Consider the following 21,423-nt stretch of genomic DNA (forward strand, 5'->3'; position numbering starts at 1 on the left):
TGTAATGGGAATTGGTATTAGTGTTCTGGTCTTTGGATAGTTCTACCTCTGGAAATAGTTCTTTATACCAATCAGATTGCATTATGCACCTGGTATCGAGCGAATGTTTTTCACTAAGCAACTTAGAATAACTTGCAACTATTATTCTTGCAGTTGGCTGATTTCCCAGTATCCATGCGGGCCACGCAACACTCATACATATGGACTTCATTGAACGCGGAGGCATATTGAATATTATGCGCCTTACTTCGCCAGCATTCGCTGCTTCCAGCCTGTCTGCTATGACTTTTATGTACTGATAATCATTATACTCACATCCCGGCACCACTGTTTGAAAGCACAGTTCAATGAATTTTAGAAAGTTCATGTTAGACCTCCTATAGTATCACCCAAGTAACCCCTATGGTGTTATCCAAGTGGCCGACACTGGTTCCTTTATGACGGCGTCATGCAAGTAGCTGACACTGGAATGACATCCTTTGATTTTTTATATGGTTATGCAAGAAATCTAGTGTAGATTTTTATTTATTTTATAAGATTGAAGTGTTACAGTAGCGAGCTTACAACACTACTGTTTTGTAAATTTAGTGAATAAAATTACTTCTTTAACTTTATTGAAGCGAAAAATTGATTTCCATTGCGGTAAATGAGCAACATTATTGAATCTTTACCGTTTTTCTTTACTGCTAAATCAACTTGTTTTTGAAAATCGTTAGTATTTTCTATATCAGTTCCATCCAATTGGATAATGATGTCCCCTTTTTTAATACCACGCAGCGTGGCATTACTGTTACTATCTACATTGGTAACTATCACACCTTTTGTAGGTACATTATTTTTACTTTCTTTTGATTCTTTTGGCAGATTTGAAACAGTTAAACCGGTTACATAATCAGATGTTGATTTATTTTCTTCTTGATTGTTATCTTGGCCATCATTTGTAGATTCTCCGATCACAACTTTAATATTAACCTCTTTGCTCTTTCTAAGTAACTTAACTTGCACTTTTTTCTCAGGTCCAGCTCTTGAAACCATTTGAGGTAATTGTGTCATTCTATCGATTTTTTTACCGTCAAATTCTAATAATATATCACCTACTTTAATCCCACCTTTTTCTGCAGGACTATCCTTTACTATACTTGCAACCAATGCGCCTTTTATATCTTTTAAACCCAAGGACTCAGCAAATTCTTTCGTTATAGGCTGAACTTGCACACCAAGCCAACCATGTTTTATTTTTTTGCCACTTTTTAATGTGTCAATAATTGACATAGCTAAATTAGATGGTATGGCAAAACCTATACCCACGTTGCCGCCAGACTCAGATGGAGAATAGATAGCAGTATTAATACCTATAACTTTTCCATTTAAATCAAATAACGGTCCTCCAGAGTTACCCCTATTAATTGCAGCATCAGTTTGAATAAATTCATTCATAGTGCCAATACTAATGTCCCTGGACCTTGCAGATATAATTCCTGTGCTTACAGAGCCACCCAAACCAAATGGGTTACCTATTGCCATAACCGTATCACCAACCCTTGCTTTATCAGAATCACCAAATGCAACAGAAGAAAGATCTTTATCAGAATTAATCTTAAGCACAGCAAGATCAGTTCTTGCATCATAGCCTAAAACTTCTGCTTTGAAATAAGTATTATCGTTCATAGTAACTGTGATATCTTTGGCGTTTTTAATAACGTGATAATTGGTTACTATAGTTCCACCTTTATCTATAATAAACCCAGAACCAAGCAACACCACCTCTTTGTTAACACTAGGGCCCCTATCCATAAAAAACTGATCAAAATGCTCAAAAAACTCTCTAAAATCATCAAAAAAATTATTTCCTGGCATAGATGGAACTCTAGTTCTGCTGTTATTTTCTTGTTTGATGATTTGTTCGCTTGAAATATTTACAACCGCAGGAATGAGTTCTTCCACTAAATCGGCAAGTCCTTGATTACAGTTGCATGCAGTAGTGCTAGCATCAACGACCTTTTTTGCATTCCAATCAAACATATTAGCATACGAAGAAAACGCAATTAGAAAATATGCAAATATAGATAAAATAAATGCCTTACTTTTCATAAATTATTTCCATCCTTTATTTAAAATATCTAAAAAGTTATTGTTTGGTGAAAGTACAAATTTAGTATTATTTTCGGCAAATGATTTACTGTAAGCGCTCATAGAGCGATAAAAGTTAAAGAACTCTTCATCAACCTTAAATGCCTCATTATAAATTCTAGTTGCTTCAGCATAACCACGGCCCCTTATTTCGTACGATTCTTTTACTGCACTGGAGATAATTTCCCTTTTTAATTTATCAGCTTTTGATCTAACTTCCTGCCCAGCTTGCTCTCCTTCTGCTCTGATTTCTTTTGCTTCTTTTTCCCTTTCAGTTTGCATACGGCGAAATATTGCAGAACTATTTTCTTCTGGTAAATCTGCTCTCTTAATTCTTACGTCTATTATTTCTATGCCAAATTTTTCAGCTTCAGAATAAACTCCACGCTGAATCAATTGCATAACCTCTGATCTTTTTTCATTCAACAAGCTAATCAACGAAAATCTGCCTATATTTTCTCTTATGTGAGCTTCTATAACCGGATATAATCTTCTAACCAGACCTGATTCATTCCTCACAGCCTGGTAAAAAGTAACAGGATTTGTTATTTTATATTTTGCATACGCATCTACTATAATACGTTTTTGATCCGCTGTTATCACTTCCCTTGGGATCTTATCAGGACTTAAATCTAAAACTCTTTTATCAAGAAACTCTACACTATTTATGAATGGTAACTTAAAATATAAGCCACTTTCCCTAACATCCCTTACAACTTTACCCAGTTGTATAACTATTGCTTGCTTTGTTTCTTGCACAACAAATATTGAATTAGATAAAACAATCAATAAAACAACAAATACAGAAACAAAAACAATTTTAATATTACTACTCATGGTTATTTTCCTAAATTTGTAAGAGGTAAATAAGAAAACATACCTTTCAGATCATCAGTTACAACAACTTTGTCTACCTTACTGAAAATATTTTCCATAGTTTCAAGATAAATACGATTCTTAACGAGAGAAGGATTCTGTCTATATTCCTCATAAAGAGATAAAAAGCGATTTGCATTACCTTTTGCTTCATTTATTACTTCATTTTCATATGCTTGTGCATCTAATTTTATCTTTATCGCTTCACCCTTTGCTCGAGGTATAATATCATTATTATAAGCATATGCTTCGTTTATAGTACGCTCTTTGTCTGCACGAGCACTTTGTACATCTCTAAACGAACTGATTACTTTTTCTGGTGGATCAATTTTTTTCATTTGAACAGATAAAATCTCTATGCCCATTTGGTATCCATCAAGAATCTGCTGCAATAGAATTCTAGTATCTCTAGAAATTTCTGGTCTGCCTTGACCAAGTGCAAAAGAGATCGTGTTTTTACCTATTATTTCTCTCATGGCACTCTCAGCAGCATTTTTAACACTGAAACCGGGTTTGTAATCCCGCACTTTGAATAAATAGTCCTTAGCATCTCTAACGCGCCATTGAACCTCGAAGTTAACGTTGACTATATTTTCATCTCCAGTTAGCATCACGCCTTCACCGCGATCTGTATCTCGCCCATAAGAACTACTTACCCCAATTTCTTCACGATTTACTTCCTTAACGTTCACTTTAAAAACCTTGCCAATAGGGTAGGGGAAGTGATAACGCAAACCAGGTGTTTCTGTATTAGAATATTTACCAAAGGTAAGTTCTATACTTTCTTCACTAGGATGGACAATATAAAAGCCAGTGCAAGCATAGAACAGCAAAATAATGAAAATGATGAAATAAGGTTTTTCGCCCCTGTTTCTGGTTAATCCATTAAGAAAGAACCTTATATCAGATACAGCTTTACTTAAAATATCTTCATTATTAGGAGTTTTGTTCCCTACCGGTTTCTTTCCCAGATTCCAAGGATTATTATCATCAAACATAATGATTGATTCTATAATTAATACGCTAATATTACTTCTTTAATAAGAAAATGCAAACATAAATTGCTATTTTATTTACAAATTAATCATCAGGATGGAAAACATGATCGTACACTTCCTTTTCTCTATGTAATATGGTCGACTCTATGGAATTTTCTGGCTTTTTTTTGAATTCTTTGTTGTCACTCTTTAAGTGCACTACGTCTTTGTGAAAATGGGAATTATACCTAAATAGTAAAGCTATTATTATTAAAGTTATAACAGCCAAAAAGATGAGTGTTCTTTTTCTATACTTCATAAATGCTGCAGCTTCTTGACCTAATTTTCCACACTATCAAAAAACACGTCAAGCGAAATTATTTGAAGACAAATAAATACTGGCAATCAATTTAACACTAACTTAAGAATCAAGGAATACAATTATAATATATTTAATTAATAGTGAGGTTAAAAATGTTACCTAATAAAAAAAGTTTAAATTCTGTTGAAACTGAAATAGGCCTACAACAAGAAGGTAGTCTTGATTTGAATAAAACTATGCAAAATCTATCAAATTCAGATATTGCTAATGATCACAAGAAGCTAAAAGAAAGAATGACTGACCTGTTAAAAGGAGATACAGAATTCTCTAAGATGAAACAAGGAGATAAGATTCTTGTAGTAAGTACAGCAAGTGGGTTATTTACGGCAGTACTACCACTTTTGGCAGTTGGTGCAACACTTGCTATACCGGGTGCTATAGTTGGTCTTGCTTTATATTTCGCTGTAAAAGTCGCTGTAAAAGCAGTTCAATCTGGATATAAAGGGCTCAAGTGGTCAGCAGAAAAAACAGTTGATGGGGCGAAATATACTGCTGGGAAAGTTAAGGACGCATCAACATACGCTGCCGGAAAAGTTAGAGATGGTGCTATGCATGTTAAAGATAAGGTGAAAGAAGGTTATGAACATTCAGTAGATTCACTGAAAAAAGGCGCTAGTTTTGTAGGCGAAGGAGTGGCAAATAAGTTCCATAAGGCATCTGGTGAGACGGACTATTTAGATAAGGTAAAAAGGTTTACTCCAGATGCAATTAAGAAATCTGACGAAATAAGAAATGATATGAAAGCAATTTTTGCTGATAAAGGAAATAATTCTGGGTTAGTGAAAAATATACTTTCTGGAATATCGTCAGAAATTGATTTAAAAATGGCAGAGAAGGCAAAATCAGGGGAGATTGAACATACTTCTGGATGGCAAGTACAGAAAGAATTCATTAATAATTTAAATGAAAAAAGCTTGCATAACTTGTTAACACAAAGGTCATTACCTAAAGGTAGTTATTTCATCGACAGTGTTTTCTCTGAACATCACGATGAAATTAAGAAGGTTATTAAAGAATGTAGAGAAAATCATTTGTACTCAAGCGTAAGCAATATGTTTGACAGAGCAGAGAAAAAAGCTAACAGGCCTTCTGTCAAAAGTTTAACTAGGTCTGTGTCATCATCATTCTCTTCACTGGGAAGAAAAGGCTCTGAACAATCTAACAGCTTGTCAAAAAGCAATTCACTAAATTCTATAGGAACTGAAAGTACTGCTACTGTCTCTGATTCAGATTCTCAGAACTTTGCAACAGTCCGTAGAAGCAATTCATCTAGTAGCTTAACTCCTAAGCTTACTCCAGTTGCTCCACCAGAACTACCTAGAAGCGCCTCATTGACTAACTTAAATGGACAAAGTTCTTTCAGTGAAGATGTTCTCAGTGATCCTATTGTGGAGCAAAACCTGGATAGTTTGAGTAACAGAACTCTCACTCACAGTAATTCTACTGATAGTGGAATGGGTTCTGGTTCTTCTACGCTAACAAGAAAACAAGTTCTTCCTTTAAAAGAAGAATTTGACAGAGAACTCGAAGAAAAGTTGGCAAAACGACGCGCATCTCTAGATCAACCTAGTGCAGAACCTGTCAACTCAAGAGCTACAGCAACTCCAGGAACAGTGTAATAAGTAAAACTTCTACCTTCTCCAAAAGGATGTTACTCAATGAGTAACGTCCTTTTTTTGTTTTTAAACTATAGAAAAATCCTAGATCCCAGCGGTATGCGTACAACCGTATGAACATTGTGATTTCTCTGCTAGGAAAGGTGTCATCCGAGTAGCTGACACTGGGATGGCTTTGTTGCATCGCTACTTATGAAAGGCTAACTATAGTTAGGATTATAAGCAACCTATTGAAAATCTTGTTTTTTTGCAATCAATCTGATCAAATTTAAGAATAGTAATTTGTTATTTATATTAATAAATTTAATTCTATTGAAAATAGCTAAAGCATTGAAATTCTTGAATTTTAGCCGGATTGGTAAATGGTAGTGAAATTTCTTTTACTCAAATTTAGGTATTCACTGACCGTTCTTGTTATAAATACCAGAATAATAAGCTACTGATATTCCCTATCTTTTTTATCTTTAATCCATCATAGCTAGCGATGCAACAAAGCCCACTGGGATCCAGGAAAGTTTGCTTGTTTACAAGCAAACTAGCATAGAAAGTGGTTACAACGTTTTCGATGAGATTATATGGAAAACTGGATTCCAGTGTCAAGCACTGGAATGACATCACAGGGGCACTGGGATGACACCTTTACGTTTGAGGCAAACTAGCTATAACACTTAACATACTACCTTTGCAAACAAATGTTCATACAGTACGCGCTGGCGTTATTTTCTCTTGATGAATAAATCTCGGTAGAGTATAGTAGCAATGCATTTATGTAGCTACTAATGAATAATTTAGTTTTGGTTTATACAACTTTTTCAAATTTTGGGGAGGCTAAAACTGTTTCTGAAGAATTGTTAAACGAGAAATTAATTGTATGTGTAAATATATTTCCCGAAGTGAATTCTCTGTATTTATGGGAAGGTAAAATTAGTAATAGTTGTGAAGTAGTGGCAATTATGAAGAGCAGGAATGATCAAGTTGATAAAATTGTAGAAAAAATCGAAGCAATGCATTCTTATGATCAGCCAGCTATTGCTGTGATGCCCATAGAAAAAGCAAATAAATCTTTTACTAATTGGGCTAATAGTGTTATTGATGTAAGTAGTATTGGGGTGTAGCCAAGTGGTAAGGCAGCGGTTTTTGATACCGCCACGCGAAGGTTCGAATCCTTCCACCCCAGCCATATTGAAGTGGGTGTGAAATGATATCACTTTTCTATAAATTAAGATTATTGAATTATATATTAGGTAGTCTCAAAGATATAATTGTGAAACTGTTTCTCTTCACAATGTATCTTTACACATTCAGCATTGTGCTCATGTTTCTCAGCAATGGTTTTTGGTATGCTGTAGAATTTTGCTCTTTCAAAAATGCGTTTTACCGTTTGTTTCAATATTGCAAGTGGTATTATGAAAATAGGGAAGATCTCGGTTACGGAATTTCTATTCGAATATTAGTGGCGTTTCTTACTCCGCATTTTCTCTATAAATTATTACTTGGCACAGGCTGGAAGTCCTTTTTAAAGGAAAAGATAATACAGATACTCAACACAAGAAGAAAAAAGGGTGGTGAGTTCAGTAACAGTAGCAAACCAAGTGGCAGTAGTTATAGTGATAAGAATAATTACAGCAATAACAGTGGTAACAATGAGCGTCAAGCTCAAGATGCAAAGCGAAAAGTAAACATGATAAAGCAGCTATTAATCAAAGATATAGAGGCAACTATAGATAGGAGATTGAATTATATTTTTTTCGGTAAAAGGAGTAAACCTCATTAAGTATATAAAAAGGCTTTATCTAGTAAGGCTTTTTAAGGTTGGCTGTATTTTATTTTTTACGTATACCGGATCACAATCAGCCAATATACATGTGTGCACAAAATCTTGACTAAAGTCTGATAACCAAGAAATTGCCTTACGTTTTTCTACCAAGCTTTCTGTTTTTTTGCAGTGACTTGCTGCATCAATCATTGCCTGCGCTATTACTGATTTCCACAGCAAATAATACCTTTGTATATCATCTGACGTACTATTTGTTTCATAGTGGTTAAAAAATTCTTTAAAATTGAAGTTGTTTGACATAATGATACCTCTTTGGATTGAAATTTGAAATGATTTGAGTTTATGTCGCCACAGCAGATTCCGCTAACAAGCAGCGGGATGACGAGCTTATCGTCATCCCGCCACGAACCGTCATACCGCGATTCATTCGCGGTATCTCTAGATCCCGCTAACAAGCAGCGGGATGACGGTTGTCAGGCCAGCGCCCCTATGATGTCATTCAAGTAGCTGACACTGGTTCCTTTATGACGGCAGTGCCCCTATGGTGTCATCCCAGTGCGTGACACTGGGATGGCTTTGTTGCATAGCAACTGAAAAATCTGGTGGCTACTGACAAAATTCATTATAAAATAGCCATTTAACCTTGAAAGAAAAAATATGCCACAAAAAATGAGGGTCAGTAACCATAGCGAATATAACAAATTTCTAGAAAAAAGAGGAAATATTTTTCATTATATCAACGAAGCCATAGAAAAGTGGTACGAGAATGGTCCAAAAATACCAGGTGGCAACAATATTTATAGCGATAAAGTTGTAATTTTGGTGCACATAATAACTTGTTTATTTAGAATAGGCCTGAGGCAAACAGTTGGGTTTATAGCAGGATACCTTGAGCAAATTGGGAAAAATTTGCAAGTTATCAGCTATTCACAATCATCAAGAAGGTTTAAGAAACTCAATATTAAGATCAATGATTGCAGAAAATAATATGGAAGATATCGAAATTGCTATAGACAGTACAGGAATTAGTATATACAACAACACTCCTGGTCATAGCAAAGAAAATAGCGAAGATAGAAAGTATCGCAGCTATGAACAGACAAGAAAATTGCATGTAATGTTGAATACAAACAGCAAAAAAGCCATAGCTGTAAAATACAGTAACGGTGTCTACTCTGATCACTATGGAGCTTGTGATTTGCTAAAAGAAGTCGATTTTCAGTATGTCATAAAAGTACTATATGCAGATAGGGCATATGACAGAGAAAAGCTCTATAAGCTGTGTAATCAATATGGTATAAAAACGAAAATTCCTCCGAAAAACAACGCAGCAGAGCATCCAAAATTGGATTATATGCTTGATAGAAATGCCGCTATTCAGTTAATGAAATTACATGGTGAGAATGGTATAAAAAGATGGAAAGAAGAAGTAAATTACGGAAAAAGATCGTATATTGAAGGATTTTTCTCAAGGTTGAAGCGAATATTTGGGTTTAGTTTTAGGAGCAAATCTGAAATTAATCGTGAGAAGGAACTGCTACTCAAGTGTTATTTGCTTAACAAATTTACTGAAATAGGCATGGCTAAGTTTGAGATAGCTTCATGAATTTATTGTACGTTACCTACTATCCGAAGAGCGATGCAACAAAGCCCACTGGGATCCAGGAATTTTGATTGGACACTGGGTTGGTAAGCATAAAAGTGTTATGTAAAATACAACGTTCTTGATGGGATTGCATGAAATGCTGGATCCCAGTGTCTGGGCACTGGGATGACACCATAGGAGGCTGCTTGGATGACAAAAAAAGGAGCACTGGAATGACAGCAATCTACGTCATACCGCGATTCATTCGCGGTATCTCAGCCGCTAACAAGAGATCCCGCTAACAAGCAGCGGGATGACGGTTGTCGTTTAGCCACAAATATTTAAGAAATTTACCAAATGAAAAAAAAGGCAAAAGAAGCCCCGTGGTTATTATCCGCTTTAAAATATTGGCGTTTTTTATGTTTTAAACGCTTGACAAGCGAGATTCAGCCGCTTTTAATTGCAACTAACTTACGCTGCAAATGTTTAAGAAATTTACTAAGCAGAAAAAAAGACAAAGAATCCCCGAGTTAGCTATTCTTTTACTATCTCTGTCAAGTATTGGCATTTTTTGATGTCTTGTAACGCTTTATAAGCGCGTTCAGCTTATTTAGATAAAAATCTAGATGTAGATGAAGTTTTGTAAAGACATACAGTATCTATATGCTGCAAAAAATTGAACATAAGACGCCGATACATTAAGTAACCCTTACCTTTTAATCTGCAGATTGGCGAAAGCAAATACAATAGCTTCAGTTTCATGATAAGGGGGTTGGCGAAGGGTGTCAAGTAAGTTTTTTTGTTTCTGCGGGCTACCTGGTTTTTCTACTGAAATTTTGAAAAATGTAATCTACTCCTATATTCAAATATATCAAGCAGTAATTCAAAATCAGCCATTGCGCCTTTTGCGTTATTATACGCGAGATTGAGCAGCTCTTTGTCCTGATATAAATCAGCAAATTTAAATTCCATACATCCTGATTGTTTTGTGCCTAAAATATCTCCACTGCCTCTTAGCATCATATCCCTTTCAGCAATGTAAAATCCATCTTGTGACTCACACATGATCTTTAACTTTGAAGATGAGCTTTTACTTAAATTATCGTATAATAATACACAAAAAGATGGCTTGTTTCCTCGCCCTACTCTGCCTCTTAACTGATGCAATTGTGATAACCCAAATTGCTCTGCATTTTCTATAATCATGATGGTTGCATCTGGCACATCTATACCAACTTCTATCACAGTGGTTGCAACAAGCAGAGAAAATTCATTCCTTTTGAAGGAAAACATAACTTGATCTTTCTGCTCCTGAGTCAATTTTCCGTGTATTATCCCGACTTTATCAAGAAATGTTTTTTGTAATTCCTGAAAACGCATCTCTGCTGCAGCAATATTGGTCTCTTCGTTTTCTTCTATATATGGACAAATCCAATATGCTTTTTCGCCCCTGTTTATAGCACCTTTTAGCTTTTCAATAACATCTGGCACCCTACTAATGTTCATAGTTACAGTTTTTATTGGCAATCTGGATTTTGGTTTTTCTTTCAAAATTGAACATTCAACATCACCATACATAGCTTGCTGCAAGGTTCTTGGAATGGGAGTTGCAGTAACGAAAAGTATATCGGCATTTTCTCCTTTTCCTACCAAGCGATTTCTCTGCATCACTCCAAATCGCTGTTGCTCGTCTATGACTGCAAGCCCTAAATTTTTAAATGTAACGTTAGCTTGAAATAGTGCATGAGTGCCAATCACTATATTTAAAACACCACTTGCAAGTTCGTTCATGATAATCTTTCTTTCCTTGCGCGAAGTTTTACCAGTAAGCAGCGCAACTTTTATATCGGTACAGGATAAAACTTCCTCAATCCAATTATAATGTTGCTCCGCCAAGATAGTAGTCGGTGCCATTAGAGCTGCCTGCATGTTGTTTTCTACCACATTTATCATTGCAAAAAGTGCAACTACGGTTTTGCCACTACCAACATCACCTTGCAGCAAGCTTATCATGCGATACTTGGATTTTTGTCTCTCTGAGATCTCATCTATTGCACGAGTTTGATCATTTGTTAATTGAAACGACAATTCATTTAAAACTTGCTCTTTGTATTTACTCAATATTATAAATTCTCTTCCCCTTTCTTTCACATGATTTTTTCTTGCAAGTTTCAGCGCTAGCTGATACGCAAACAATTCATCATAAGCAAGCCTTTTTCTACAAACCTCAGCTTCCGCCAATGAGCTTGGTCTGTGCAACTTTATGATGCTTTCCCTCCAACTTAACCATTTTTTTTGCTTGATTAATGTATCATCTATCCACTCTGGTAAATCAGGCAATTCCTTTAGATTAGAGCTTATTATGTTCCCAATGCGCTTATTGGTAATGCCACGGCATAATTGGTAAACTGGCTCTATGCAAGCTATTTCTTTAAATTGGTTGATGTCAAGCGACACGTAATCTGGATGAGTAATTTGCCAATGTTCAGCAAATTTTTCGAGTTTGCCACTGATGATCACATTCGCTCCAATTGGAAATAGTTTATATAAATACTTAACTGAGTAATTAAAAAAGACTATGAATATATACTGACTCTCACTTTCAACGACTATTTTATATGGTCTACCTCTAAAAGTGGGCGACTGATGTTCATAAACTTTTGCAATGAAAGTTGTAAATTCTCCAACTCGAGCATCAGATAGTAACTTGCTTCTATCCACATAACTAAGTGGCTTATAAAACAGCAGATCCACCACCTTGTCCCCACCACAAAGTTTAGGTAATATTGCGGAATGAAATTTAGGTATATTCTCCAGCCTGCTATTTAGAAAAATCTGATTGCTCATTGAGATTCATACATGTGTAAAACTGTTATAGAGCCTTTTTAAAATCTTGTCACCTTATGGTCAGGTATGCACTATAGCTAGCACAGCTCTCTAACGTTATACCGCGATTCATTCGCGGTATCTCAGCCGCTAACACGTAACGGAATGACGAATTTGTTGTTTTTAAAATCGTCGGTAAGCCTAAGTTACCCCTAACTATATTTGCTATCATAGGGCTTATAGTAGGTATTTTATTAACTTATTAATCATTTTTATGTGTTATTATACCATTAGCAGTCTATATCAAGGTGTTAATGATGAACAGCTCTACACCAAAAGAAAAGGAAAACCCAGTAGTTACATTAAGAGCTCAAGCAGAAAAGTTTGGTTTTAGCAAGTTAAGAGCTGGTAAAGACAATGCTGAAGCGAATTCTGGTAATACAGCGTTCTTAGATTTTCAGAGAATGGATTTTGTTATTAACGGCAAAAGTATAAGTAGAGATTTGATTGCCGAGCTATACAAAGAACATGATAGTTTACTGCCAAAAAGTGAAGGTAAAAATGAAGACTACCGCCCATTTGCAAGAAAAGTTTTTAAGGAGATGTTCAAATACGCTAAGGCAGAAGTTCCAAGTGACTCTATCTTGGAAGAATTAGTTATCAATTGTAATCAAGCAGGATATGAAGCTGGTGTACATATAGAGTTTCAAGGTGCACTTAGCCAGCATTCATTCATAATGGAAAGCCCTGAAAAAGTGATAAGTATTGACTGTGTTAGCCAAAATAATGTGAGTGTTAAATCTGATATGACATTACCAATATTTTTCCAAAGGAGTGACGGTACATTCGGTGACAAGGTGTGTGATCTATCCAGCTCACTAGAATTCACGCTTAAGTCTCAAGATGATAAAAATGTAACATACACAAATGGTAACTTGTCACTTACTGTTCCTGAGAGACTGAAGGACTATAATATAGGTGATAAAAGCTTATTTGACATTATAAAAGAATACTTTCAGAAATTGTGCGAGAGGCTTGGATTTTTTAAAATAAAAATAGAGCATGGTTTAGGCGATCCACTAGAAGTAAGCGACCATCTGGAAAATATGGAACCCCCTATTCGTAGTAATGAGCACGGCCTGAATTAAAATATCTTGAGCTTGTTTGCACAATCAATCACTTCAGCATTTAGAAATTGTTTTTTAAACCAGGTATACTGACGTTTCGCGTAGTGTCTTGTGTTTGTTTGAGCAATTTGTATCGCTTCGTCTAAAGTAATCTCACCTTTCAAGTACTTTATAATTTCTGGCACTCCGTGTGCTTTCATAGCTGGCAAATGTGGGGCTAGGTTCATGCTAAGTAGCTTTTTTACTTCATCAATTGCTCCATTTTCAATCATTGTAATGAAACGAGAATTTATTTTTCGGTATACATCTTCACGTTTAGGCAGAATTGTATATATCTTAAAATTATTGAATAAAGGAGGCTGTCTATTCTCTTGCCATACAAAAATTGACTTGCCAGTTTCAGTGATAACTTCAAGTGCCCTTGAAAGGCGGTGCGAGTCATTCATGAACACTTTACCTTGAATCCTTGGATCTTTGCTTAGCGCTAATTTGTAAAACTCCTCTTTACTTAAATTTTTCCTGAGCTCACTTACGTTTTTTCTCACTTTCTGACTTATTTGTGGCATTGATGATAAGCCTTTGATTAAACTGCTGATGTAAAGCCCGCTTCCTCCAGTGATGATAGGTATTTGAGCATTTTCTAATGCGTGATTAACTTCTTTTTCTAAATCTTCTAACCATAGACCCACGGAATAATTTTCTTTTGCTGAAACATAACCATATAGTTTATAAAATACTTCTTGCTTTGGTGGTTGAGCAGTAATTATGGGAATTTCTTCATATACCTGCTTTGAATCACAATTTATTATACTAATATTTCCATATTTTTCTATCAGGTTATCGCATAATTCTGATTTACCTGAGGCCGTAATTCCTATAATAATTACTATATTATTTTTCATTTATATTAATTTAATTAACATATGATAAAGTGTAGTAAAAGTTTGGATTCTACAATCTAAAGTTTGGAGATTTTTATGGCAGAAAACAACGACAATAATTCATTTACTAAGCGTTTCACAAACAGGACTCCTGGCGGTACAGGGGAAGGTTTTTCCAGTAAGTATTCGTCTCAAAACACCAAAGAACGGGCATTAGGGGAAAAAGGAAAAATTTCTGAATTAGCAGGCAAAAAAACCGAATCCAAGGAAGCTTTTTCTGAAAGTGGCGGCATAAAAAGTAAAAGCAGAACTGTCAATGAAAGATCTTTTGCTGATGCAACAAAAAGAAGTAGGTCAGATCTTATATACTTAGTCCGTGGTAAAGATCGTGGAAAATCAGCGTGGCATTATGTATTAGTTGATAAAGAGAAAAGAGAAATGTTTCTAGCAAAAAGCAGAACTGGCTCTATAGATGTTGCGGACTATGGAGAGATTTTGTATTCAGGATGGGGAGAGGATCCACCACAGGCAATAATTGATAAAGTCAATGAAGAGTTTGGGTTGTAGCAAATCTGCATAACAAATGGTAAGCTGCGTTGCATTACGTTTACAAAAACTAGCAGTTACTATATAAGATACAGTGCAACAAAACTGATCTAGTTGTTATGAATAAGTTTTTAGCTATATGGTATCTAAAATAATAAATGCAATACAGAACAATTTATTAGTGTGTTTTCCAACAGAAACAGTGTATGCTCTTGCTTGTAATGCACTAGATAATGAATCTATAGGAAAAATATATCAGATAAAGAAACGCTCTCAAAATAAACCACTGTCTATATTTGTTAGTGATATTTACAATTTGACAAAAATAGCAAAGGTAAAGGAAAGATATATTGATTTAATAAACCACTTTTCTCCTGGACCAATTACCTATATTTTACCACTTAAAAACAACAACATATTGCCAAACGAATTCTTTAAAGATAGTATAGGTATCAGAATTCCTGAGCATCCTATTGCAATTTCAATACTAAACAAACTGAAAGTTCCAATAGTTGCAACTAGTACAAATATTTCAGGAAAAGAAAGTGTATGTAAGGCAAACGATATACCACAATCCATTAAGCAACATTTATCTGTAGTGATTGAAGATGACGAACTAGTTTCTGGTATAGAATCTACTATTATTGACTTAACCGAAGATAAGATTAAGGTTTTAAGGGAAGGTGCAATTTCATTACAAACAGTAAACAACGCATTTTCAAACTAAAATCTATAGGAGAAAGAATGAAAAAAGTAATAGGCCACAACCAAGCCAAAAAAAAAATAATGAACAACTTATCTGTTCAGTCTTGGCTGATCTGTGGTAAAAAAGGTATAGGAAAAGCAACACTTGCAAAATCCTTCTCCAATTGGTTACTCATAAAAAACTATAATGAAGTAGCATTGGACTTACACATTGTTGAAGGTGATACTATCGGAATAGAAAAAGTCAGAGAAATGAAAAACTTTCTACACTTAAGTCCCATTCAATCAGAACACAAAATAGCTATAATAGATAGCTTAGAGGCAATGACTAATAACGCTAAAAACGCAATATTGAAAATATTAGAAGAGCCGCCAAAAAATTCTAAGATATTTATAATTAGCCATAAGCCATATGATATACAAACCACTATCTTGTGTAGGTGCTTTCAGCTAAATTTACTCCCATTAACTTATGATGAAACAAAGCAAGTTGCTTCATCTCAATGTAAATTTGATAATCAAACGTTTGACGAAATGATTACTTTATTTCCTGGAATGCCAGGAATGATAATAAATACAATAAGTAGTGATGCTTATGAAGCATACAAATGCTTTTATAAATTTCTTCATGATTTAAAGAATCCCAATATGATTAATAAAGTAATTAATAGCGAAATCGAACTAGAACTAGCATCATATATAATTCAGGCCTTCATTTTAGAAAGCATAAAGAGAGAGGTAAATGGTGTTGAAATTCTGCTAAGTCAGTGGAAAAAAATAGATGAACTTTTCGTTGTTGCTAAGCAACTTCACTTAGATAAAAAGCATGTTTTAGCTAATGTAGTTAATATCATGACATAAGTTTACGAAGTATAATACTTTTAACATAAATTCATGATAAAATTCTGTTAATTTAATACTCGAAGTATATAATTTGACTGATAATAAATTAACTGTATGGCAATCAATAGAAGTTTTGACGAAAGCCATATTGAACATGCAGAAAAAATTAAGCTTAATTAAGAATATAGCTTCAGATCAAGACGTAACCCTAGAAAAAGGAAAGGAGTTGTTAAGTGGCATTTATGAAGCAAATTTTAAGCTAAACAAGACAATCAATATAGCTACTTTGCCAAAAATTGGCTATCATATGCTAAATGGTGAGCTTGTTGTACGTAATCATATTACGGAAGAGGAAGTAAAGATTCCTGGAGATTTTCATTACCTTAAAGTCGTTAAATCCGATCATGATAATTATAAATTAACGTTTTGTAATTTTTTAGGTAATGAGTTTTTTGAATATAAAAAGTATGATCCACAATATTCTGGCGTTTCAGATGAATATAAATTTGTGGATTTTGGTAGTGTAAAAAAGACTCATAATCTAAAATTTAAGGAATATGTTGGTCATGCACCTAAGTTTTTTGCTGCAGAAGGTCCTATTGAGCCTGGATCTCAAAACCATGCAATTGATCTATTTAGGCTAGTCAAAGATGGTAAAGGTAGCAAAGTGGGAACCCTCGCTGATGAATTTGGTTATTTTGATGATCAAAATAAATTACATTATTATAATTATCACAAAAGTGCTGAAAGTAATATTTACAATCCTGAAAATTTCAGTATAAAAATGATAAATATAGATGTGAGCAAAATCGACAAATTCTACCTTATTGCGGAACAAGGTGATATAATCATTCATCCTATTTTGGAAAATTTAGACATATTTTAAAGTTTTTTAGAGTATCTAATCTTGTTGTTATTATAATTGGATTTGGTAGCATTGTGTTATGGAAGATAAATTGCTTGAATCAGTAAAAAACAAAAGTTATTTCAGTAAAGCAGTCGAATGGTACTGCCATAGGTATCTGTTTTGTGTAGCAGAAAGATCTTGGATGGCATTAATAGTATCGCTTCTCCTAGTATGCTTATGTTTATTAACATTAAACATATACCTGTTATTTCCTATTAAAAAAGATTTAAATTTTGTGAAGTATATGAACCACACAGAAGATGAGTTCTCTGCAATGCATAAGCTTAGTTTCAGTAAAAAGGAAGATGAATACACTTCCACAGCGAGGTACTTAATAAGTAAATACATTGAAATATACGAGTCCATTAAGATCGTTGAACCGAAGTACCAAGAAAATTTTATAAGAAACAATTCTATACATAAAATCTATCAATGCTTTCAGGAAAAAACGAATAATGAAGCTGGTAATTTGTCTTTATCTAAAAGAAAAATCGCCAACATAAATGTAATAACATTATCTATTGATCGATCGACCAAGGACTTAGTTACATTTGCTGGAAATGCTACTGTAGTTTTTACAACCGAGCAAAATAAGGAGGATACTGTGGAGATTAGCTTCACTTTGTCGAATATAAAAGCAACTCTGGCTGGTATAATACCATTTAAATTTATTGTTAATGGTTATAAATACAGATTTTAAAATATTACTTGGTAGCTAAAAAAAATAACCAAAGTGCACATAGCAGTAATAACTAGAGGTAAAACTAGAAGAATTGGTGTTTTTTTAATAAAGTAATTCTGAGAAGGTTTTAAGAAAAAGGCATTGTAAATTATCGGTAAAAAGTACAGAGCGTTGAGTATAGTACTAACAATTAACACTAGAGTTACAAACACAGAAAGTATTACATTGCCAGAGTTGAAAACAGCTTGAAAAATGAGAAATTTACCCCAAAAAGTCGGAGCAGGCGGCACCCCTATCATAGACAATGCACCTATAGCAAATGCTGTCATGCTAATTGGCATACTGCGTCCTATACCGTAAATCTTATCTATATATTTCTCACCTGCTCTCGTTATTATTGCTCCGGCAACGAAAAACAAAGTGATTTTTGCAAATGCGTGGCAAACTAATTGAAAAATTGCAACCCTCATGCTGAGATCACTAAAAATTGAAGCGAATAATATAATATACGACAATTGAGAGATGGTAGAGTAAGCAAGCAACTTCTTTAATTCTTTTTGCTTTAGTGCAATCAATGATGCAGTAATAATAGTAAATCCAGCAGCGTACGGAAGCCACCCTCCAGCAAACCAATTTTGCTGCACAAAACGTTGCATATTATCGACGCCGAAAGTGTATAATATAACTTTTATGATGATGAAAACTCCGGATTTCACAACAGCAACAGCATGCAGTAGTGCACTCACAGGAGTTGGTGCAACCATTGCTTTTGGTAACCAAAAATGCATTGGCATTAATGCAGCTTTTCCTATTCCGTAAATTAGCATAGCAAAACACACTGCAATAAAAGTGATGAGTGAAGTATCAAATTTGAATATTCCACCACTTACAAAGTCTAAAGTATGAAATTCATTATATAAAAGGCCTATTGCAGGAAAAAATAATACCAAAGAAGAGAAAAATAGCACGCCAAAGTAATAGCGTCCTGCAATCATTGATTCATTTGTTGAGTTGTAAGTAACCAGAGGGTATGTACTAATAGTTAGAAGCTCATAAAAGACAAATGTAGTGAGCAAATCTCCAGAAAAAGCAATAAACATTGCACAGCTAATCGATATTGAAAAAAAGCATAGAAAACTTGAGTGATTGCTATCAGCATAGTTATTCTGCATATAACATATTGCATATACACTGGTTAGTATCCATAAAAACGATATCAATAAACTGAATATTACTCCGGTAGACTCTAGCTTTAAACTAATGTGCAAATTATTACCAAAATCCATGAGGATAAATTGAGAATGATCACCGTACACCCAATATAAAGTGCACAGACACGTATACGCAAATAGAAGTACAGAAGAAGTGACAGTGATACTATTGTTCACTCTGGGCCATTTACCAGTAAAAAAAATAACTAACGCACTTAAAAGTGGAATCAACGCAGTAATTAATAAATAATTCTCGGTAATTGAAAATGGTAAGGAAAGAGACGTTAAAACACAGTCCATTAAATAATTCATCTTTTTGTTTAGGTAAAGCTAGAATTATACTAAAATCATAGAAAAACCGCTATGTTTTTTTAGTTGTTTGTGTATGCTATAGCTATACTGCGATTCATTCCACAACTGTACGAACATTTGTTTTTGTTAAACACAACAAAGATGTCATCCCAGTGCCCTGACTACTTGGATCCAGGAAAGTTTGCTTGTGAGCAAGCAAACTAGCATAGAAAAACGTTTTCGATGAGATTGCAGAAAGCCAGTGTCTGGGCACTGGGATGACAAAGGAGGACAGTGTCAAGCACTGACCATTTGCTGTGCAGTTTACCTTTAAAAATGAATGTTCATACAGTAAGCCATAGGATGACAAAAGAGTAAACTTTATCTGTGTGAGCTATAGACGCAAATTACAACAAATGCAGCAGCGTAATCTCCATCGTCACTTAGAGAAAGATGAATTTTGGAGATAAAATCCTTGCTAACGGTAAGATATGGCTTGCCTCTTACATCATTGTATATTTCTATATCTTTCATTATAATACCCTGACCACTACCTCGTGCTTTAACAAAAGCCTCCTTTGCTGCAAAGCGTTTAGCAAAATACCTTGCTCGCATTTCTTGACTATTATACTTTCTACTTAGCTCTATTTCTTTTTCAGTGTAGATTCTATTGAGAAATTTTTCCCCGTATTTTTGTAATATCCTCGATACTCTTGGTATATATACTATGTCAGTGCCGATACCGTGTATCATTTTGTGCTAAAGTGATTTATTGCTTCTTCAATCTGCATTTCCTTTACCTCTCCAGTTGCTCTATTTTTTACTTCAACTATCTTTTCATCTATTGCCTTTTTTCCGACAATTATTTGCCACGGCAAGCCTATCAGATCCATTCTAGAAAATTTTACTCCTACACTCCCTTCCGTATCATCGTAAAGCACTTCATCGCTTTTCAAAGCTTTATATATTTTATCTGCAGCCTCCGTTACTTTCGGTTGTAAATTGATTAAACCAATTCTGAAAGGAGCTACCGATTCTGGCCAGATAATTCCTTTATCATCATGAAAAGCTTCTATTATTGCACCAACAAGTCTTGAAACCCCAATGCCATACGAACCCATATGTATATTGACATTTTTTCCATCTTGAGAAGTAACACTTGCCTTCATAGGCTTCGAATATTTATCACCAAAATAAAAAATATGCCCTATTTCAATACCCTTACTAACATTTAACTGTTCTTGTGATATAGGGCAAGTCTCAGGATCATGCATATCATCTGCAACTGCATATATACTCTTTAAACTTTCAATATCTTCACTCTCTAGTAGTTCAGAAAATTTATTGTCATAATATAAAGTGCTCTCACCAGTGTTTGCCAATATATGAAACTCGTGGCTCAAATTTCCTCCAATTGGCCCCGTATCAGCTCGAACTCCAATTGGAGTAAATCCCATGCGTTTGAAGATTTTTATGTAAGTTTTGTACATCAAATTATATGAATTCAGTGCACCTTCGTAATCTACATCAAAACTGTATGCATCCTTCATCAAAAATTCCCTGCCCCTCATAACACCATAACGTGGTCTTACCTCATCACGGAATTTCCATTGAATTTGGTATAAACAAAGTGGCAAATCTTTGTAACTTTTTACCACATCTCTAATTAAATCAGTTGCTATCTCCTCATGCGTTGGACCAAAAAGCATATCTTCCTCATGCCTATCCTTTATGCGTAGCATTTCCTTACCGTAATCATCGTAACGCCCTGATTCTCGCCAAAGACTTGCTGGTTGCACACAAGGCATTAATGCTTCAATAGCACCGGATTTGTTCATTTCATCTCTGATAATATCTTCAATATTCTTAAGCACTAAGAGACCAAGTGGTAACCACGTATAGATGCCAGATGCTATCTGCTTTATTAAACCTGCACGCAAAGAATATTGATGGGAGATAATTTTAGCATGGGCAGGCTTTTCCTTTAGAGTTGGCAGGTAATATTTGGATAAACGCATATAATAGATCTGATTGTATTAAGTAATCTTAATACAATCAGAC

General features: G+C 34.6%; 22 protein-coding genes, 1 tRNA gene and 1 pseudogene. 13 read left to right on the top strand and 11 right to left on the bottom strand.

Features of this window, described 5'->3' with window-relative positions; genetic code table 11:
- Positions 1–19: 19 nt before the first annotated feature.
- From ABWU31_RS02225 to ABWU31_RS02245, 5 genes and pseudogenes are all read right to left on the bottom strand, one after another.
- Positions 20–367 (bottom strand): annotated as a pseudogene (locus ABWU31_RS02225) (hypothetical protein); the annotation flags it as partial.
- A 230-nt stretch (positions 368–597) separates the two neighbouring features.
- Positions 598–2,091 (bottom strand): DegQ family serine endoprotease, encoded by a 1,494-nt coding sequence (locus tag ABWU31_RS02230; protein ID WP_077188355.1) that lies wholly within the window; start codon positions 2,089–2,091, stop codon positions 598–600.
- 3 nt (positions 2,092–2,094) lie between these two features.
- On the bottom strand, positions 2,095–2,967 hold the full coding sequence (hflC, locus tag ABWU31_RS02235) for a protease modulator HflC (protein ID WP_012673275.1): 873 nt from the start codon (positions 2,965–2,967) through the stop codon (positions 2,095–2,097).
- Between the two features lie 2 nt (positions 2,968–2,969).
- Positions 2,970–4,004 carry an FtsH protease activity modulator HflK gene (gene hflK / locus ABWU31_RS02240; protein ID WP_353271309.1) on the bottom strand — a complete coding sequence of 345 codons (1,035 nt, stop codon included), beginning with the start codon at positions 4,002–4,004 and terminating at the stop codon, positions 2,970–2,972.
- An 82-nt stretch (positions 4,005–4,086) separates the two neighbouring features.
- Positions 4,087–4,302, bottom strand: a complete 216-nt coding sequence (locus ABWU31_RS02245; protein WP_006279848.1) for a hypothetical protein — start codon at positions 4,300–4,302, stop codon at positions 4,087–4,089.
- Between the two features lie 155 nt (positions 4,303–4,457).
- Between ABWU31_RS02245 and walE1 the strand changes: the two genes are divergently transcribed.
- From walE1 to ABWU31_RS02265, 4 genes are all read left to right on the top strand, one after another.
- Positions 4,458–5,984: an actin bundler gene (gene walE1 / locus ABWU31_RS02250; RefSeq protein WP_236515162.1), complete on the top strand. Its 1,527-nt coding sequence runs from the start codon at positions 4,458–4,460 to the stop codon at positions 5,982–5,984.
- A gap of 776 nt (positions 5,985–6,760) precedes the next feature.
- The gene (gene cutA / locus ABWU31_RS02255) at positions 6,761–7,096 is read left to right on the top strand and encodes a divalent-cation tolerance protein CutA (RefSeq protein WP_353271310.1); all 336 of its coding nucleotides are present in this window, start codon (positions 6,761–6,763) and stop codon (positions 7,094–7,096) included.
- A tRNA-Gln gene (locus tag ABWU31_RS02260) sits at positions 7,087–7,161 on the top strand. Before cutA ends, ABWU31_RS02260 begins: the two co-directional genes overlap by 10 nt.
- A gap of 135 nt (positions 7,162–7,296) precedes the next feature.
- Positions 7,297–7,755: a hypothetical protein gene (locus tag ABWU31_RS02265; RefSeq protein ID WP_353271311.1), complete on the top strand. Its 459-nt coding sequence runs from the start codon at positions 7,297–7,299 to the stop codon at positions 7,753–7,755.
- A 15-nt stretch (positions 7,756–7,770) separates the two neighbouring features.
- Here ABWU31_RS02265 and ABWU31_RS02270 read toward each other — a convergent pair whose 3' ends face one another.
- Positions 7,771–8,058: a hypothetical protein gene (locus ABWU31_RS02270; RefSeq protein WP_007549783.1), complete on the bottom strand. Its 288-nt coding sequence runs from the start codon at positions 8,056–8,058 to the stop codon at positions 7,771–7,773.
- Positions 8,059–8,415: 357 nt separating this feature from the next.
- Between ABWU31_RS02270 and ABWU31_RS02275 the strand changes: the two genes are divergently transcribed.
- From ABWU31_RS02275 to ABWU31_RS02285, 3 genes are all read left to right on the top strand, one after another.
- Complete coding sequence (locus ABWU31_RS02275) at positions 8,416–8,745, top strand: transposase (RefSeq protein ID WP_007548762.1); 330 nt, start codon at positions 8,416–8,418, stop codon at positions 8,743–8,745.
- Positions 8,729–9,364 carry a transposase gene (locus tag ABWU31_RS02280; protein WP_082246250.1) on the top strand — a complete coding sequence of 212 codons (636 nt, stop codon included), beginning with the start codon at positions 8,729–8,731 and terminating at the stop codon, positions 9,362–9,364. The genes ABWU31_RS02275 and ABWU31_RS02280 overlap by 17 nt, the downstream gene beginning before the upstream one ends.
- A 336-nt stretch (positions 9,365–9,700) precedes the next feature.
- The gene (locus ABWU31_RS02285) at positions 9,701–9,877 is read left to right on the top strand and encodes a hypothetical protein (protein WP_155968519.1); all 177 of its coding nucleotides are present in this window, start codon (positions 9,701–9,703) and stop codon (positions 9,875–9,877) included.
- Between the two features lie 291 nt (positions 9,878–10,168).
- Here the strand turns inward: ABWU31_RS02285 and recG are convergent, their stop codons facing one another.
- Entirely contained in the window at positions 10,169–12,190 is a 2,022-nt protein-coding gene (gene recG / locus ABWU31_RS02290) for an ATP-dependent DNA helicase RecG (RefSeq protein ID WP_209472617.1), read from the bottom strand.
- Between the two features lie 296 nt (positions 12,191–12,486).
- Here recG and ABWU31_RS02295 point away from each other — a divergent pair, with 296 nt between their 5' ends.
- Positions 12,487–13,317: a hypothetical protein gene (locus ABWU31_RS02295; protein ID WP_353271376.1), complete on the top strand. Its 831-nt coding sequence runs from the start codon at positions 12,487–12,489 to the stop codon at positions 13,315–13,317.
- Here ABWU31_RS02295 and miaA read toward each other — a convergent pair.
- The gene (miaA, locus tag ABWU31_RS02300) at positions 13,314–14,198 is read right to left on the bottom strand and encodes a tRNA (adenosine(37)-N6)-dimethylallyltransferase MiaA (protein WP_353271312.1); all 885 of its coding nucleotides are present in this window, start codon (positions 14,196–14,198) and stop codon (positions 13,314–13,316) included. The genes ABWU31_RS02295 and miaA overlap by 4 nt on opposite strands.
- A gap of 75 nt (positions 14,199–14,273) precedes the next feature.
- Here miaA and ABWU31_RS02305 point away from each other — a divergent pair, with 75 nt between their 5' ends.
- The 5 genes from ABWU31_RS02305 to ABWU31_RS02325 all read left to right on the top strand — a co-directional run bounded on the left by ABWU31_RS02305 (position 14,274) and on the right by ABWU31_RS02325 (position 17,878).
- Positions 14,274–14,744: a hypothetical protein gene (locus ABWU31_RS02305; protein ID WP_010082479.1), complete on the top strand. Its 471-nt coding sequence runs from the start codon at positions 14,274–14,276 to the stop codon at positions 14,742–14,744.
- Positions 14,745–14,862: 118 nt separating this feature from the next.
- The gene (locus tag ABWU31_RS02310) at positions 14,863–15,450 is read left to right on the top strand and encodes an L-threonylcarbamoyladenylate synthase (protein WP_006280292.1); all 588 of its coding nucleotides are present in this window, start codon (positions 14,863–14,865) and stop codon (positions 15,448–15,450) included.
- 17 nt (positions 15,451–15,467) lie between these two features.
- Positions 15,468–16,289, top strand: a complete 822-nt coding sequence (locus ABWU31_RS02315; RefSeq protein WP_077188393.1) for an AAA family ATPase — start codon at positions 15,468–15,470, stop codon at positions 16,287–16,289.
- Positions 16,290–16,362: 73 nt separating this feature from the next.
- Positions 16,363–17,157, top strand: coding sequence for a hypothetical protein (locus tag ABWU31_RS02320; protein ID WP_236514295.1), 795 nt, complete (start codon positions 16,363–16,365; stop codon positions 17,155–17,157).
- A gap of 58 nt (positions 17,158–17,215) precedes the next feature.
- Complete coding sequence (locus tag ABWU31_RS02325; RefSeq protein WP_236514296.1) at positions 17,216–17,878, top strand: conjugal transfer protein TraJ; 663 nt, start codon at positions 17,216–17,218, stop codon at positions 17,876–17,878.
- Here the strand turns inward: ABWU31_RS02325 and ABWU31_RS02330 are convergent.
- The 3 genes from ABWU31_RS02330 to proS all read right to left on the bottom strand — a co-directional run bounded on the left by ABWU31_RS02330 (position 17,875) and on the right by proS (position 21,380).
- Positions 17,875–19,371 (bottom strand): proton-conducting transporter membrane subunit, encoded by a 1,497-nt coding sequence (locus tag ABWU31_RS02330; protein ID WP_077188396.1) that lies wholly within the window; start codon positions 19,369–19,371, stop codon positions 17,875–17,877. The genes ABWU31_RS02325 and ABWU31_RS02330 overlap by 4 nt on opposite strands.
- Before the next feature lie 372 nt (positions 19,372–19,743).
- Positions 19,744–20,115, bottom strand: a complete 372-nt coding sequence (locus tag ABWU31_RS02335; RefSeq protein ID WP_353271313.1) for a holo-[acyl-carrier-protein] synthase — start codon at positions 20,113–20,115, stop codon at positions 19,744–19,746.
- The gene (proS, locus tag ABWU31_RS02340; protein ID WP_236514297.1) at positions 20,112–21,380 is read right to left on the bottom strand and encodes a proline--tRNA ligase; all 1,269 of its coding nucleotides are present in this window, start codon (positions 21,378–21,380) and stop codon (positions 20,112–20,114) included. The genes ABWU31_RS02335 and proS overlap by 4 nt, the downstream gene beginning before the upstream one ends.
- Positions 21,381–21,423: the final 43 nt, after the last annotated feature.

Source organism: Wolbachia endosymbiont (group A) of Alloplasta piceator (genome assembly GCF_964028505.1).
In the GTDB taxonomy this organism is placed as follows: domain Bacteria; phylum Pseudomonadota; class Alphaproteobacteria; order Rickettsiales; family Anaplasmataceae; genus Wolbachia; species Wolbachia pipientis.